This window comes from Streptococcus cristatus, from assembly GCF_963529205.1.
GTDB classification, from domain to species: domain Bacteria; phylum Bacillota; class Bacilli; order Lactobacillales; family Streptococcaceae; genus Streptococcus; species Streptococcus cristatus_O.
On record NZ_CAURYF010000024.1, the window covers coordinates 20,043 to 35,758 of the forward strand.

The following is a 15,716-nucleotide window of genomic DNA, read 5'->3' on the forward strand; positions in this document are numbered from 1 at the left end:
AAATAATCCATAAAAAGTTTGTGAACTTTTGTTGAAAGTGTTTACAAATTTGTGGGAATAGAGTATAATTATATTGTGAAATAATTAACAAAGGTTAAAGTCTTCATTTAACCTTTTGGCAGAAACCATTGGAGGACTATAATGGCTGATAAGAAGAAAACTGTTGAACAAGAAGATAAAGTGCTAGCGGCAGAAAAACATGTTGACGAGCTTGTGCAAAAAGGTCTCCTAGCTCTTGAAGAAATGAGAAAACTAAATCAAGAGCAAGTAGATTACATCGTAGCAAAAGCTTCAGTTGCAGCTCTTGATGCGCACGGTACCCTTGCTCAACATGCAGTTGAAGAAACTGGTCGCGGTGTATTTGAAGACAAGGCAACGAAAAACCTTTTTGCCTGTGAGCACGTTGTCAACAATATGCGCGGTGTTAAAACTGCTGGTGTTATCGAAGATGATCCTGTTACTGGTTTGACTAAGATTGCTGAGCCTGTCGGAGTTGTTTGTGGTATCACTCCAACGACTAACCCAACATCAACAGCAATTTTCAAATCCTTGATTGCCTTGAAGACACGTAACCCAATCGTTTTTGCCTTCCACCCATCTGCTCAAGAATCATCTGCTCACGCAGCGCAAATCGTTCGTGACGCAGCTATCGCAGCTGGTGCACCAGAAAACTGTGTGCAATGGATTACAGAACCATCTATGGAAGCAACAGCGGCTTTGATGAACCACGATGGTATTGCAACAATCCTTGCAACTGGTGGTAACGCCATGGTTAAGGCTGCCTACTCTTGCGGAAAACCAGCTCTTGGGGTTGGTGCCGGAAACGTACCAGCTTACATCGAAAAATCTGCTGACCTTCGCCAAGCAGCTCATGATATCGTAATGTCTAAATCATTTGACAATGGTATGGTCTGCGCATCTGAGCAAGCGGTGATTATTGACAAGGAAGTTTATGACGAATTTGTAGAGGAATTCAAGTCATACCACACTTATTTTGTAAACAAAAAAGAAAAAGCTCTTCTTGAAGAATTCTGCTTTGGTGCTAAAGCAAACAGCAAAAACTGTGCTGGTGCTAAACTGAATGCAAACATCGTTGGTAAACCAGCTGCATGGATTGCTGAACAAGCAGGCTTTAAAGTACCAGAAGGTACAAACATCTTGGCTGCAGAATGTGCGGAAGTAGGTCCAAATGAGCCATTGACTCGCGAAAAATTGTCACCAGTTATCGCTGTCTTGAAAGCTGAAGATAGAGAAGACGGTCTTAAAAAAGCTCGTCAAATGGTTGAATTTAACGGACTTGGTCACTCAGCAGCTATCCATACAAAAGACGAAGAATTGGCTAAACGCTTTGGTACTGAAATCAAAGCGATGCGGATTATCTGGAACTCTCCATCTACTTTCGGTGGTATCGGGGACGTATATAATGCCTTCATCCCATCATTAACACTTGGATGTGGTTCATACGGACGTAACTCAGTTGGTGATAACGTGAGCGCTATTAACCTTCTAAACATCAAGAAAGTAGGGAAACGTAGAAATAATATGCAATGGTTTAAAGTTCCTTCAAAAATTTACTTCGAACGCAATTCTATCCAATACCTTCAAACATGTGAAGATATTGAACGCGTTATGATTGTTACAGATAAATCGATCGAAAAACTTGGCTTTGTTCAACGTGTTATTGATCAATTGAACGCACGTAGCAACCGTGTAACGATTCAAGTCTTCTCAGATGTTGAACCAGATCCAGACATCACAACTGTAGAACGTGGTGCGGAAGTGATGAAAGCATTTGAACCAGATACAATTATCGCTCTTGGTGGTGGTTCTCCAATGGACGCGGCCAAAGTAATGTGGCTCTTCTACGAACAACCAGAAATCGACTTCCGTGACTTGGTTCAAAAATTCATGGATATCCGTAAACGTGCCTTCCGCTTCCCATCACTTGGTAAGAAAGCGAAATACATCGGTATTCCAACGACTTCAGGTACAGGTTCAGAAGTAACACCATTTGCTGTTATCTCTGATAAGAAAAACAACCGCAAATACCCATTGGCTGACTACTCATTGACACCAACTATTGCCATTGTTGACCCTGCTTTGGTTGAGTCAGTTCCAGACTTCATCGCTGCTGATACAGGTATGGACGTCTTGACTCACGCGACTGAAGCCTATACTTCAAACTTTGCTAACGACTACACAGACGGTATTGCGCTTCAAACCATCAAGCTTGTCTTTGAATGGTTGGAAAAATCTGTTAAGACAGCTGACCCAGAAGCACGTGAAAAAATGCATAATGCGTCTACAATGGCTGGTATGGCCTTCGCCAATGCCTTCCTTGGTATGAGCCACTCAATGGCTCACAAGATTGGTGGTGTTCACCATACTGTTCACGGACGTACAAATGCAATCTTGCTTCCATACGTCATCCGTTACAATGGTACTCGCCCATCTAAGACAACTACATGGCCTAAGTACAACTACTGGAAAGCTGATGAGAAATTCCAAGACATCGCGAAAATGCTTGGCTTGCCTCACTCAACTCCAGAAGAAGCAGTTGAAGCTTATGCCAAAGCAGTTTACGATCTTGGTGAAGCAGTTGGAATCACAATGAACTTCAAAGGTTTCGGAATCGATGAAAAAGTTTGGAAAGACAGCTTGCATGAAATTGCTCTTCTAGCTTATGAAGACCAATGTTCACCTGCAAACCCACGCTTGCCAATGGTAGCTGACATGGAAGAAATCATGGCAGATGCTTACTATGGTTACGGAGAACGTCCAGGACGTCGTAAATAATATAATCTGAATCCCTCACTAAATGAGGGATTTTTCTTTCTTTAAAATGTATGAAATAGACGACTTTCTAAAAACTAGGGAAAAGATAGGCTAGAAAGCTCTTTTGAAACTAGTTTCAAAAAGAAAAAGAATCATAGCAAAAACAGAAACTAAATTCTTAATATTGCAAAGGATTGAAAAAGGAAAGGTGCTGTGCTATTATTTTTGTAAGGGTTTACAAAAATAATAGTGTTGGAGGATGAGATGCGCAATCCAGATTTATTAGCAGAAGCAAAGGATTACAGAGGCAGAGATGAAGTTCCAGCGGATTTTGATACTTTTTGGGATCGTCAGATTAACAGTTTGAGTGGCTTGCCGGACTATCAGCTGATTGAAAAAGACTTTCAAATCGCTGGGGTGACCTGCTATGAGCTAGTTTTTGAGGGGACGAATCAGGGGCAAACCTATGCCCGTATGGTCCTTCCCAGATCGAGTAAAAAAGTTCCGATTATCTTTCATTTCCACGGTTATATGGGGCGTGGCTGGGATTGGTCCGATATGCTAGCTTATACGGTTGCTGGCTATGGTGTTGTATCTATGGATGTACGCGGTCAGTCAGGCTATTCCTTGGATGGAGGAGCGCCTGTAAGGGGCAATACGGTCAAGGGTCAGATTATCCGTGGGGCAGTGGATGGACCAGAGCGTCTCTTTTATAAGGATGTCTATCTAGATATTTACAGCTTGGTTGAGATTGTGGCGAGTTTGGACTTTGTGGACGAGGAGCGTTTATCCAGTTATGGTGCTTCTCAGGGCGGAGCCTTGGCTTTGGTGGCAGCGGCTCTCAATCCGCGCATTAAGCAGACAGTGGCTATCTATCCTTTCTTGTCAGACTTCCGGAGGGTACTGGAGATTGGCAATACCAGCGAGGCCTATGATGAGCTTTTTCGGTATTTTAAATTCCACGACCCTTTCCACGAAACGGAGGATGAGATTATTCAGACCTTGTCCTATATCGATGTGAAAAATATGGCTCACCGCATTCAAGGGCGGGTGCGGATGATAACAGGACTGGCTGACGATGTTTGCTATCCGATTACCCAGTTTGCGATTTACAACCGGCTGGAGTGTAGTAAGGAGCACCATCTCATGCCAGAGTACGAGCATGAAGCCATGAATGTATATGTCAATGATAGGGTCTTCAACTGGCTTTGTGGTTCAAAGATTGACCATCCTTCTTTGCTGGAAGCTTTTAAAGACTGGTAAAAATGGATAGTAGTAAGAAAGAAACTAAGCCTGAGATTAGCATAATCTCAGGCTTTTTATGATAAATATTCAAAAATCTATAGTAACTTTTTTGTAGAAACACTTCTAATCCTGAAAGTAGTTTCAGCTTTTAAGAAAGGAAGTCGGTTTTTAGAAACTAAAATCTAAATCTCAAAACTTATTGAAAGCGCTTTACTTTTTGTATATAATGACATTATAAAAAGAACGGAGAAAACATAGAAAAAGGAGAGATTATTTATGTCACAGATTAGCAAAGATCAATTAATTGCAAAAATCAAAGATGGCATTATCGTTTCCTGTCAAGCTCTGCCTCATGAACCCCTCTATACGGAGGCTGGTGGGGTCATCCCTCTATTGGTCAAGGCGGCTGAAGAGGGCGGAGCGGTTGGTATTCGAGCTAACAGCGTGCGAGACATCAAGGAGATTAAGGAAGTAACCAAGCTCCCGATTATCGGGATTATCAAACGGGACTATCCGCCACAGAAGCCTTTTATCACTGCGACTATGCGGGAAGTGGATGAGTTGGCTGCCCTTGATATCGAGGTCATCGCTCTGGACTGCACCCAGCGAGAACGCTATGATGGTTTGAAGATTGAGGACTTTATCCGCCAAGTCAAGGAGAAATATCCGCAGCAACTACTGATGGCCGACATCAGTACCTTTGAAGAAGGCATGGCAGCTGTAGCAGCTGGTGTTGATTTTGTCGGTACAACCTTATCAGGCTACACCTCCTACAGTCCTAAGGTAGACGGACCAGACTTTGAACTGGTCAAGAAGCTTTGTGATGCGGGAGTAGATGTGATTGCTGAGGGCAAGATTCACTATCCAGATCAGGCCAAGCAAATCCATGATTTAGGTGTCCGCGGTATTGTAGTAGGCGGAGCTATTACTCGACCAAAAGAAATCACCGAGCGTTTCGTTGCAGCAGTAAAATAAAGTGAGGTAAAGCAATGACGACCTTAAAGTTAAATAAGCTCTACAAAAAATATCCTAATAGTGATTTCTACTCTGTAGAAAATTTCGACTTGCAAATCAAAGATAAGGAATTTATCGTCTTTGTTGGCCCTTCTGGATGTGGGAAATCGACAACCTTGCGTATGATTGCGGGATTGGAGGACATCACTGAGGGCGAGCTCTATATCGATGAGACACTAGTCAATGATATTGCTCCCAAGGATCGTGATATTGCCATGGTTTTCCAGAACTATGCCCTCTATCCACACATGACAGTCTATGACAACATGGCTTTCGGATTGAAACTGCGCAAGTACAGCAAGGAAGATATCGACAAACGGGTGCAAGAAGCAGCTGAAATCCTTGGTTTGAAAGAGTTTCTAGACCGCAAACCAGCGGACTTGTCTGGTGGTCAACGTCAACGGGTAGCTATGGGACGGGCCATCGTCCGAGATGCCAAGGTCTTCCTGATGGATGAGCCTTTGTCAAACTTGGATGCTAAATTGCGTGTGTCCATGCGTGCTGAGATTGCCAAAATCCACCGCCGTATCGGAGCGACTACTATCTACGTTACCCACGACCAAACCGAGGCAATGACCTTGGCCGACCGCATTGTTATCATGTCAGCGACGAAAAATGAAGCAGGCACGGGAACTATCGGTCGAATCGAGCAAGTCGGAACTCCGCAAGAGCTTTACAATGAACCAGCGAATAAGTTTGTTGCAGGCTTCATCGGCAGTCCAGCTATGAACTTCTTTGAAGTGATGGTATCTGGTCATCAACTGACTGATGGTGATCAACTCAATCTTACCCTGACAGGTGGTCAAGAGAAGCTTTTGACAGAAAAAGGCTACCAAGGTAAGAAAGTCATCTTGGGTATCCGACCAGAGGATATCTCAGCGGACTTGATTGTAGAGGATACTTTCCCTGGCGATGTAGTAGATGCGGAAGTTGTCGTGTCAGAGTTGCTGGGTAGTGACTCAGTGCTCTACTGTAAGGTGGGCAGCCAAGAGTTTTCAGCCAAGGTAGATGCTTCTAATTATCTGGAGCCAGGTTCGAAGCTTCGATTCACCTTCAAACTACCTAAAAGTCATCTGTTTGATAGTGAGACTCAAAAACGAATTACTTTGTAAAACAACCTAAAATGAACTGACTGACTTTATTTTAGGATAAAAGAAAGGTCACAGAGAAGGAGTGATTGTACTTTTAAAAGTTTAGGATTTTAATCAAATATAGGTGGACGCTTGTCCAGAGAATAACACAGGAAAAACGAGGCTGGGGCGCCTAATGAAAGAGGTCCGTCCCACTCTCCAATAGGCAGGTAAAAGCTGTTTAGGTCAGCTTGGCATCTTAATTTTAAAGGAGAAAAACAAATGAAAATGAAGAAATTGCTTTGTTCATTGGTAGCAGGAGCTGCAGTTCTTACGTTAGCAGCTTGTAGCGGTGGTGGTAGCTCAAATAAAGCAGCTAGCTCTGGAGATAAATCTGGTAAGACAGAGATTACTTGGTGGGCATTCCCAGTCTTTACTCAAGAAAAAGCTAATGACGGTGTAGGAACTTATGAAAAATCCATCATTGAAGCATTTGAAAAAGCAAATCCAGATATTCATGTCAACTTGGAAACAATCGACTTCAAGTCAGGTCCAGAAAAAATTACGACAGCTATCGAGGCTGGAACAGCGCCAGACGTACTCTTCGATGCACCAGGCCGGATTATTCAATACGGTAAAAATGGTAAGTTGGCAGACTTGAACGACCTCTTCACAGATGATTTCGTCAAAGATGTTAACAACGACAATATTATCCAAGCCAGCAAGGCTGGAGACAAAGCTTATATGTATCCAATCAGCTCTGCTCCATTCTACATGGCAATGAATAAGAAAATGTTGGAAGATGCTGGTGTCCTCAACCTAGTTAAAGAAGGCTGGACAACAGATGACTTTGAAAAAGTTTTGAAAGCGCTTAAAGACAAGGGTTATACACCTGGCTCTCTCTTCAGTAACGGTCAAGGTGGTGACCAAGGAACTCGTGCCTTCATCGCTAACCTCTACGGTGGATCTGTTACAGACGAAAAAGTAACTAAATATACAACTGATGATCCGAAATTTGTCAAAGGTCTTGAAAAAGCAGTGAGCTGGATCAACAATGGCCTCATGATGAACGGTTCTCAATACGATGGCGGAGCAGACATCCAAAACTTCGCTAACGGTCAAACTTCTTACACTGTACTTTGGGCACCAGCACAAAATGGTATCCAAGCTAAATTGTTAGAAGCAAGTAAAGTAGAAGTAGTAGAAGTACCATTCCCATCAGACTCAGGTAAACCAGCCCTTGAATACCTTGTAAATGGTTTTGCAGTCTTTAACAACAAAGACGACAAGAAAGTAGAAGCAGCCAAGAAATTTGTGAAATTCATCGCTGATGACAAAGAATGGGGACCTAAGAACGTTGTTCGTACAGGTGCTTTCCCAGTTCGTACATCTTTTGGTAAACTCTATGATGACAAGCGTATGGAAACAATCAGTGGCTGGACTAAATACTACTCACCATACTACAACACCATTGATGGATTTGCAGAAATGAGAACACTCTGGTTCCCAATGTTACAATCTGTATCTAATGGAGATGAAAAAGTTGAACCTGCTTTGAAGACATTTACTGAAAAAGCAAACGAAACGATTACTAAAAAATAAGCAAGTTTAAAATCCGCCCCTTTTTCTGTTGTCAGTCTCTAAAAATGGAAAAAGGGGTATTTTGTTAGAAAATCTTGAAAGAGGGGTACCTCATTGTGAAAGTCAATAAAATCAGAATGAAAGAAACCCTAATATCATATGCGTTTTTAGCTCCAATTCTTATATTCTTTACAGTATTTGTTTTGGCGCCTATGATAATGGGATTTATCACTAGTTTCTTTAATTATACAATGACTTCATTTACATTCGTTGGGTTTGATAACTACATTCGGATGTTCAATGATCCAGTTTTTGTTAAGTCACTCATTAATACAGTCATTATTGTAATCGGCTCTGTGCCGGTAGTTGTGCTCTTCTCTTTGTTTGTGGCTTCGCAGACCTATGAGATGAATGCTGTTTCTCGCTCCTTTTACCGTTTCGTCTTCTTCCTACCGGTTGTTACAGGTAGTGTTGCCGTGACAGTCGTGTGGAAGTGGATCTACGATCCGCTATCTGGTATTTTGAACTTTGTTTTGAAATCTGGCCATATCATCAACCAAAACATTTCTTGGTTGGGAGACAAACAGTGGGCCTTAGCTGCTATTATTGTTATTTTGCTGACAACATCTGTCGGTCAGCCCATCATTCTCTATATCGCAGCTATGGGAAACATTGACAATTCTCTAGTTGAGGCTGCGCGTGTGGATGGGGCGACAGAGATGCAAGTTTTTTGGAAAATCAAATGGCCGAGCCTTTTGCCAACGACACTTTATATCGCTATTATCACAACTATTAACTCATTCCAATGTTTCGCCTTGATTCAGTTGTTGACATCAGGTGGGCCAAACTATTCAACGAGTACGCTTATGTACTATCTATATGAAAAAGCCTTCAAGCTATCTGAATATGGCTATGCAAACACTATGGGAGTCTTTCTGGCGATTATGATTGCGATTATCAGTTTCGCCCAGTTCAAGATTCTCGGTAACGATGTGGAATATTAAAGAAAGGAGCAGGATATGAAACCAAAAAAATTTAATTCATTTAAAGTGTTCTCATCTGTTATTTTAGCACTTTTGACCGTGCTCTTTGTCTTTCCATTCTACTGGATTCTGACTGGAGCTTTTAAATCTCAGCCGGATACAATTATGATTCCGCCTCAATGGTGGCCACAAAACCCGACAACAGAGAACTTCCAGCAATTAGCCGTTCAAAACCCAGCTTTACAATGGATGTGGAACAGTGTCTTCATTTCTCTTGCGACTATGTTCTTGGTTTGTGCGACGTCATCCCTAGCTGGTTATGTTTTGGCTAAGAAACGCTTTTATGGGCAACGGATTCTCTTTGCTATCTTTATCGCGGCTATGGCCTTGCCTAAGCAGGTTGTCCTAGTACCTCTAGTGCGGATTGTCAATTTCATGGGAATCCACGATACCCTTTGGGCGGTTATTTTGCCTTTAGTTGGCTGGCCTTTCGGGGTCTTCCTCATGAAGCAGTTTAGTGAAAATATCCCGACAGAGCTTCTGGAATCAGCTAAGATTGACGGTTGTGGTGAAATCCGGACTTTCTGGAGTGTAGCTTTTCCTATCGTCAAACCCGGCTTTGCTGCTCTGGCTATCTTCACCTTTATCAATACTTGGAATGACTACTTCATGCAGCTCGTAATGTTGACCTCGCGGAACAATCTGACGATTTCGTTAGGGGTTGCGACCATGCAGGCTGAGATGGCAACCAACTACGGTCTGATTATGGCTGGTGCTGCTTTGGCGGCGGTGCCAATCGTAGCAGTCTTCCTCATCTTCCAAAAATCCTTCACCCAAGGGATTACTATGGGAGCTGTCAAAGGATAAGGCACTCAATAGAGGAAATAAAACTATGATTTTTGATGATTTAAAAAATGTGACTCGTTACAAGGGCCTTCATCCGAACCTGGATAAAGCGATTGATTATCTCTATGAGCACCGCAAAGACAGCTTTGACTTGGGACGCTATGAAGTGGATGGAGATAAGGTCTTTCTCTTGGTCCAGGAAAATACCCTTAATCAAGAAGCCAATGATCAATTTGAATATCATAAAAAATATGCAGATTTTCATCTGCTAGTAGCAGGGCATGAGTATTCGGCCTATGGTAGCCAGGTGGTCGATGAGGCAGTGGCATTTGATGAAGAGGCGGATATCGGCTTTGTTCATTGTCAAAATCGCTATCCCCTCTTGTTGGGTTACCATAATTTTGCGATTTTCTTTCCAGGAGAGGCTCATCAGCCGAATGGCTATGCGGGTCTGGAAGAAAATGTCATAAAGTATCTTTTTAAAGTGTTAATAGACTAGCCCTAGGTGAGCGAAATTTTTGAATGCGCAAGGCTAGCAGAGAAAGGAGAGACTTATGTCAGATAAGGGAACAGGACTCATCAGAGCTATATTTGATACGGATAATTTTTTCATGCAAATCTGTGAGAAAATCCTAGATTTGATGACGGTCAATCTCCTCTTTCTCTTGTCTTGCCTGCCCTTGGTGACGATTGGGGTTGCCAAGATCAGCCTCTATCAAACACTTTTTGAAATCAAGGGAAACCGTCGGGTAAAAGTAATCAGAACTTACACTCGAATCTTTCGAGAAAATTGGAAGCAAGGGCTCAAACTGGGCTTGCTGGAATTGGCTTTAGTCGGTATCAGTCTCTTTGACCTCCTGCTTTTTCGGACGCAGGAAGCCCTGCCTTTCCAAGTTTTAAAGGCGGTTTGTTTTGGAATTATTATTTTTACAATCCTGCTTTCTCTTTGCGTCTATCCCTTGGCTGGTAAGTTTCTCATGTCTTTTAGAGACCTTTTACAGACCAGCCTAGTGATTGTAAGTCTGAATTTTCCTTGGTTCTTTGTTATGATGGCGGTTATAGCTGCGCTCCTTGTCATCATCTACAGCTCAGGCTTTGTGTTGCTGTTAGGGTTTTCCCTCTTTGCCTTTATCGGCTTTGCAGGTCTGGCTTTTTTGCAGCTTCCTATTTTGGAAAAAATCTTCGCTAAATATAGCAGTCTATAATCTAGAATTAGTACATTTGGAGAAAATTTGAAAATGAAAGATTTAAAGAAATATCACGGTGTCATCCCAGCTTTTTATGCTTGTTATGACGAGGAGGGTGAAATCAGCCCGGAGCGGACTCGCGCTTTGGTGGAGTATTTCATCGACAAGGGTGTGCAAGGTCTCTATGTCAACGGCTCATCAGGCGAATGTATCTACCAGAGCGTGGCCGACAGAAAAGTAATTTTGGAAGAAGTAATGAAAGTTGCTAAGGGCAAACTGACTATTATTGCTCACGTGGCCTGCAATAACACTAAGGACAGTATCGAGTTGGCAAAACATGCGGAAGCTCTAGGAGTTGATGCCATTGCGGCTATTCCGCCGATTTATTTCCGTCTGCCAGAATACTCTGTCGCTCAGTACTGGAATGATATCAGTGCGGCTGCCCCACATACTGATTTTGTGATTTATAATATTCCGCAATTGGCTGGTGCAGCGCTGACTCCGAGTCTTTATAAGGAAATGCTCAAGAATGAGCGCGTGATTGGGGTAAAAAATTCCTCTATGCCCGTTCAGGATATCCAGACTTTTGCAGCACTTGGCGGCAGTGACCATTTGGTCTTTAACGGTCCAGATGAGCAGTTCTTGGGCGGTCGTCTTATGGGTGCAGCAGCTGGAATTGGTGGTACCTATGGGGCTATGCCAGAACTCTTCCTTAAACTGAATCAACTGATTGCAGACAAGGAACTGGAAAGAGCCAAAGAACTGCAGTTTGCCATTAACGACATTATCGGCAAGCTAACCAGTGCTCACGGCAATATGTATGCTGTTATCAAAGAAGTTCTCAAGCTCAACGAAGGACTGGCTATCGGCTCTGTCCGTGCTCCTTTGACACCAGTCGTAGAAGCAGACCGTCCAGTCGTAGAAGCAGCAGCGGCCTTGATCCAAGAAACTAAGGAGCGCTTCCTCTAAAAGAAAGAAGGATGCTTATGGGAAATTATGTTACGATTGATATTGGCGGTACCAATATCAAATACGGCCTGATAGACGACCAAGAAACGCTAGTAGAAGCCCATGAAATACCTACGGAAGCCCATAAGGGTGGTCCAGAGATTATGCGTAAGGTTCAAAAGATAGTTGCAGACTATGCGCAGGCTGGCTCGATTGAGGGGATTTGTATCTCCTCAGCTGGTATGGTCGATCCAGACAAGGGTGAAATTTTCTATGCTGGTCCTCAGATTCCTAACTATGCTGGGACGCAATTTAAGAAAGTCTTGGAGGAGGAGTTTTCCATTCCTTGCGAGATTGAGAATGATGTCAATTGTGCCGGTCTGGCTGAGGTCATGTCTGGCCATGGTAAGGGAGCAAAAATTGCGGTCTGTCTAACGATTGGGACAGGGATTGGTGGCTGTCTAGTAGCGGATGGGCGAGTTTTTCACGGCTTTAGCAACTCAGCCTGCGAAGTAGGCTATCTGCACCTGCCGGACGGAGCCTTTCAGGATGTAGCTTCGACCACAGCCTTGGTTCAATATGTTGCTGACTTGCACGGAGAAGATCCCTCTCTCTGGAATGGTCGAAGGATTTTCAAAGAAGCGACCGAGGGCAATACCTTCTGTATCAAAGGAATTGACCGTATGGTAGGCTATCTGGGGCAGGGCATTGCCAATATCTGCTATGTCGTCAATCCAGAAATCGTCATCCTGGGCGGTGGTATTATGGGGCAAGAGGCCATTCTTCGACCGCGTATCCAAGCGGCTCTCAAGGATGCTCTGGTGCCGAGCATAGCTGAGAAGACCAAACTAGCCTTTGCCTATCACCAAAATACGGCAGGCATGTTCGGAGCCTACTACCACTTTAAAAATAAACATCAGTAATCCAAGCAAACCTGGGGAGTGACCTCGGGTTTCTTGCTTCTAGAAAAATAGCTTCTGTAGACGGCTAGACGATATTTTAGAAGGAATTGAAATGACAGGAAAAATTCGGTGGATAGAGCTAAATTTTCAAAAAATTTAACTTTGCCCACTTGTCTTTAGGAGTAGATTTAAAAGGTTGCCCAAGACTTTTAAGAAGTACCAGCCCTTTGAAGTTGAGCAGTCAGTAACCCATCAAGGAGTTAAAAATAAGGCCAGGATTTTTGTCCTAGCCTTTTATTGATGCCTACGGTAATAGCCGTTAAGTTTGTGATTTTCCCAGTAACTATTGAAGATTTTTTCCTTTCTCTCTCGGTCAATTTCTAGGAAAACGGCATAAAGTATGTCAATCATCAGCAGCATTGGGAACTGAGCTGAGATTCGTTGGATGAACTGAGGTTTACTTTGCATTGCAACTGGGATGATTTCTGAAAAGTCTTCTTTAATCAAATCAGGCTGGCCAGTGATTAATACGGTCTTGGCTCCCATGCCCTTGGCATCAATCAGGCTGTCAATAATGGATGGGGTTTGACCTGAAAGAGAAAAGCCGATAACTAGGCAGTTTTTGTCTAAAATGCTCGTTGTCCAAGCAAAGCCATCCGCATCTGTCAGAGCTTCACAAATAACCCCTAAGCGCATGAAGCGCAGTTTCATATCGCGAGCAACGAGCCCTGAGCTTCCCGTGCCAAAAAAATAGACACGATCCGCTTTTTCAATCAGCTGAGCTACGCGCTCCAATCTTTTTTCGTCAATCAAGTCCTCGGTTTGTTGCCGAATTTGAATATAGTTGCGTAGCACTTGGCGGGACGAATCATTTTTCAGATTTGTATGCTCCGTTTTGCTGATTTTCAGCTGTTGGAGATATTGGAAGTTGAACTCCCGATAGCCCTTAAAGCCACATTTTTTAGCAAAACGGGTCAAGGCCGCCTGTGAGATGTGCAAGGTTTGCGCTACTTCGAGGGAGGACAGATCCCCTTCTATATCGGTCGGATTCAAAAAATAGTCGGCAATCCGCTTTTCGACATCGGTCATAGTGTCGTAACAGCTTTCGATGATGGCCAAGATATTTTGCTGGTGTCTCATGATGGGTCACTTTCTTTGGTCAAAATAATAAAAACGTATTTTCATTATAACATAGTTTAGCGAAAATAAAGCGTTTACAAAACCAATAATTGTCATATCTGGCTTTCCATTAAAGTATGAGTAGACTGTAATCTCAACATTTACAGATATTATGACCGCCTTTTTCTGAAGAGGTATTTCCTAAAGTTTGCGTCGAATGAAAGAAAAAGTGATATAATTTACACAAGTAATGTTCCAAGTTTGGATCTGAAGCAAGGGAGATAGGAGCCACTGTCCATTGCAGCTTCCAATTCTTATTTTGGAAATCAGTAAAGCTAGATTGTGAGGTTTTTATGCGAATCAATGAACTAGGCCAGCCTATTGGAGAGGCTCTGCCAGATTTTAAGCCGGGGGACTTGCCTAACTTGGAGCGAATTGAAGGACAGTATGTTATTATCGAGCGGTTGTCCAAGGACAAGCATGGAGCAGATTTATACGAAGTATATGGTCCGGATTCACCTGCGGACATGTGGACCTATCTCTTTCAAAATGCTGCTCAGAGTCAGGAGGAGTGGGATAGTTTGCTAGATCGGATGCTGGCAGGACAGGACCGTTTCCACTATGCCATTGTGGACAAGGAGAGCGGCAAGGCGCTGGGAACCTTTGCTTTAATGAGAATTGACCGAGGCAATCGTGTGATTGAAGTAGGTGCTGTGACCTATTCACCGCAGCTGAAGCGCACCAGACTGGCTACAGAAGCCCAGTACTTACTGGCACGCTATGTCTTTGAAGAGCTGGAGTATCGCCGTTACGAATGGAAATGCGATGCACTCAATCAGCCCTCAAGGCGGGCAGCAGAGCGGCTGGGCTTTACCTACGAAGGTAGGTTCCGTCAGGCGGTCGTCTATAAGGGACGCAACCGAGATACCGACTGGCTCTCTATGATTGACAGTGATTGGCCTGCCGTTAAGACTCGTCTGGAGAAATGGCTGAGTCCAGACAATTTTGATGAAAAGGGACAGCAAATAAAAGCCTTGTCTGAGTTTTGATATTTGATTGAGTTGAAATCATAGGATTTCGACTCTTTTTACTTTTTAATTTTGATGAAAATGGAGAATTTTCTGATAAATTTTGATATAATAAAACGAACTACAGATAAAGGATGAGAGAGAATGACCTTAGTTTATCAATCAACACGCGATGAAAAGAATAAAGTAACAGCCAGCCAGGCGATTCTGCAAGGTTTGGCGACAGACGGCGGTCTGTTTACGCCCATTACCTATCCACAGGTCGATTTGGACTTTGCCAAGCTCAAAGACGCTTCTTATCAGGAAGTAGCCAAGCTAGTTTTATCTGCATTTTTGGATGATTTTTCTGAAGCGGAGCTGGACCACTGTATCAACCATGCCTACGACAGCAAGTTTGATGATGCGGCGATTGCTCCCTTGGTCAAGCTGGATGGTCAGTATAATCTAGAGCTTTTCCACGGAGCGACCATTGCCTTCAAGGATATGGCTTTGTCTATCCTGCCTCACTTGATGACAACCGCAGCCAAAAAGCATGGCTTGGAAAACAAAATTGTCATTTTGACGGCGACTTCTGGCGACACAGGTAAGGCGGCTATGGCAGGCTTTGCGGACGTTCCGGGGACTGAGATTATCGTCTTTTACCCGAAAGACGGTGTCAGCAAGGTCCAAGAGCTGCAAATGACGACGCAGACGGGTGCTAATACGCATGTCGTTGCCATTGACGGTAACTTTGACGATGCCCAGACTAATGTCAAGTACATGTTCAATGACACAGACCTACGAGCTCGTCTCTTGGAGCACAAACTGCAGTTTTCATCAGCTAACTCCATGAATATCGGCCGTTTGGTACCGCAGATTGTTTACTATGTCTATGCTTATGCTCAGTTGGTGAAGACGGGAGAAATCGCAGCAGGCGACAAGGTCAACTTTACCGTTCCGACGGGGAACTTTGGTAATATCCTAGCGGCCTACTATGCCAAGCAAATCGGTCTGCCAGTTGGCAAGCTGATCTGCGCAT

14 protein-coding genes are annotated in these 15,716 nt (G+C 43.4%); 13 read left to right on the forward strand and 1 reads right to left on the reverse strand.

The features are described from left to right. Positions 1–141 precede the first annotated feature (141 nt). The 11 genes from adhE to RWS39_RS06590 all read left to right on the forward strand — a co-directional run bounded on the left by adhE (position 142) and on the right by RWS39_RS06590 (position 12,572). On the forward strand, positions 142–2,796 hold the full coding sequence (gene adhE / locus RWS39_RS06540) for a bifunctional acetaldehyde-CoA/alcohol dehydrogenase (RefSeq protein ID WP_314481644.1): 2,655 nt from the start codon (positions 142–144) through the stop codon (positions 2,794–2,796). 243 nt (positions 2,797–3,039) lie between these two features. Beyond that, positions 3,040–4,038: an acetylxylan esterase gene (locus RWS39_RS06545; protein WP_314481647.1), complete on the forward strand. Its 999-nt coding sequence runs from the start codon at positions 3,040–3,042 to the stop codon at positions 4,036–4,038. Between the two features lie 258 nt (positions 4,039–4,296). After that, positions 4,297–4,995: an N-acetylmannosamine-6-phosphate 2-epimerase gene (locus tag RWS39_RS06550; protein ID WP_314481650.1), complete on the forward strand. Its 699-nt coding sequence runs from the start codon at positions 4,297–4,299 to the stop codon at positions 4,993–4,995. 14 nt (positions 4,996–5,009) lie between these two features. Further along, positions 5,010–6,146 carry an ABC transporter ATP-binding protein gene (locus RWS39_RS06555; protein WP_015604211.1) on the forward strand — a complete coding sequence of 379 codons (1,137 nt, stop codon included), beginning with the start codon at positions 5,010–5,012 and terminating at the stop codon, positions 6,144–6,146. 240 nt (positions 6,147–6,386) lie between these two features. Next, positions 6,387–7,706 carry an ABC transporter substrate-binding protein gene (locus RWS39_RS06560; protein WP_314481653.1) on the forward strand — a complete coding sequence of 440 codons (1,320 nt, stop codon included), beginning with the start codon at positions 6,387–6,389 and terminating at the stop codon, positions 7,704–7,706. Positions 7,707–7,801: 95 nt separating this feature from the next. Then, the gene (locus tag RWS39_RS06565) at positions 7,802–8,689 is read left to right on the forward strand and encodes a carbohydrate ABC transporter permease (RefSeq protein WP_045498290.1); all 888 of its coding nucleotides are present in this window, start codon (positions 7,802–7,804) and stop codon (positions 8,687–8,689) included. A gap of 15 nt (positions 8,690–8,704) precedes the next feature. Further along, positions 8,705–9,535, forward strand: coding sequence for a carbohydrate ABC transporter permease (locus RWS39_RS06570; RefSeq protein WP_045498288.1), 831 nt, complete (start codon positions 8,705–8,707; stop codon positions 9,533–9,535). A 25-nt stretch (positions 9,536–9,560) separates the two neighbouring features. Beyond that, positions 9,561–10,013 carry a NanQ anomerase/TabA/YiaL family protein gene (locus RWS39_RS06575; protein ID WP_314481656.1) on the forward strand — a complete coding sequence of 151 codons (453 nt, stop codon included), beginning with the start codon at positions 9,561–9,563 and terminating at the stop codon, positions 10,011–10,013. Positions 10,014–10,068: 55 nt separating this feature from the next. Then, positions 10,069–10,719, forward strand: coding sequence for a DUF624 domain-containing protein (locus RWS39_RS06580; RefSeq protein ID WP_314481659.1), 651 nt, complete (start codon positions 10,069–10,071; stop codon positions 10,717–10,719). Between the two features lie 33 nt (positions 10,720–10,752). Further along, a complete protein-coding gene (locus RWS39_RS06585; RefSeq protein ID WP_048791786.1) occupies positions 10,753–11,670 on the forward strand; it encodes a dihydrodipicolinate synthase family protein in 918 nt (305 codons plus the stop codon). A gap of 17 nt (positions 11,671–11,687) precedes the next feature. Then, the gene (locus RWS39_RS06590; protein ID WP_039975487.1) at positions 11,688–12,572 is read left to right on the forward strand and encodes an ROK family protein; all 885 of its coding nucleotides are present in this window, start codon (positions 11,688–11,690) and stop codon (positions 12,570–12,572) included. A gap of 273 nt (positions 12,573–12,845) precedes the next feature. On the opposite strand, the gene RWS39_RS06595 is transcribed toward RWS39_RS06590, so the two are convergent. Beyond that, a complete protein-coding gene (locus RWS39_RS06595) occupies positions 12,846–13,691 on the reverse strand; it encodes a MurR/RpiR family transcriptional regulator (protein ID WP_125383611.1) in 846 nt (281 codons plus the stop codon). A gap of 332 nt (positions 13,692–14,023) precedes the next feature. Between RWS39_RS06595 and RWS39_RS06600 the strand changes: the two genes are divergently transcribed. Continuing rightward, positions 14,024–14,719 carry a GNAT family N-acetyltransferase gene (locus tag RWS39_RS06600; protein ID WP_005591320.1) on the forward strand — a complete coding sequence of 232 codons (696 nt, stop codon included), beginning with the start codon at positions 14,024–14,026 and terminating at the stop codon, positions 14,717–14,719. Between the two features lie 123 nt (positions 14,720–14,842). Continuing rightward, a partial coding sequence (locus RWS39_RS06605) for a pyridoxal-phosphate dependent enzyme (RefSeq protein WP_390896047.1) occupies positions 14,843–15,716 on the forward strand: 874 nt, incomplete at its 3' end.

Bases quoted from the DNA above. Each gene is read 5' to 3' on its own strand.
- RWS39_RS06585 (WP_048791786.1), top strand. From the start codon at position 10,753: ATGAAAGATTTAAAGAAATATCACGGTGTCATCCCAGCTTTTTATGCT.
- RWS39_RS06550 (WP_314481650.1), top strand. From the start codon at position 4,297: ATGTCACAGATTAGCAAAGATCAATTAATTGCAAAAATCAAAGATGGC.
- RWS39_RS06570 (WP_045498288.1), top strand. From the start codon at position 8,705: ATGAAACCAAAAAAATTTAATTCATTTAAAGTGTTCTCATCTGTTATT.
- RWS39_RS06575 (WP_314481656.1), top strand. From the start codon at position 9,561: ATGATTTTTGATGATTTAAAAAATGTGACTCGTTACAAGGGCCTTCAT.
- RWS39_RS06545 (WP_314481647.1), top strand. From the start codon at position 3,040: ATGCGCAATCCAGATTTATTAGCAGAAGCAAAGGATTACAGAGGCAGA.
- RWS39_RS06555 (WP_015604211.1), top strand. From the start codon at position 5,010: ATGACGACCTTAAAGTTAAATAAGCTCTACAAAAAATATCCTAATAGT.
- adhE (WP_314481644.1), top strand. From the start codon at position 142: ATGGCTGATAAGAAGAAAACTGTTGAACAAGAAGATAAAGTGCTAGCG.
- RWS39_RS06595 (WP_125383611.1), bottom strand. From the start codon at position 13,691: ATGAGACACCAGCAAAATATCTTGGCCATCATCGAAAGCTGTTACGAC.
- RWS39_RS06600 (WP_005591320.1), top strand. From the start codon at position 14,024: ATGCGAATCAATGAACTAGGCCAGCCTATTGGAGAGGCTCTGCCAGAT.
- RWS39_RS06590 (WP_039975487.1), top strand. From the start codon at position 11,688: ATGGGAAATTATGTTACGATTGATATTGGCGGTACCAATATCAAATAC.
- RWS39_RS06580 (WP_314481659.1), top strand. From the start codon at position 10,069: ATGTCAGATAAGGGAACAGGACTCATCAGAGCTATATTTGATACGGAT.
- RWS39_RS06560 (WP_314481653.1), top strand. From the start codon at position 6,387: ATGAAAATGAAGAAATTGCTTTGTTCATTGGTAGCAGGAGCTGCAGTT.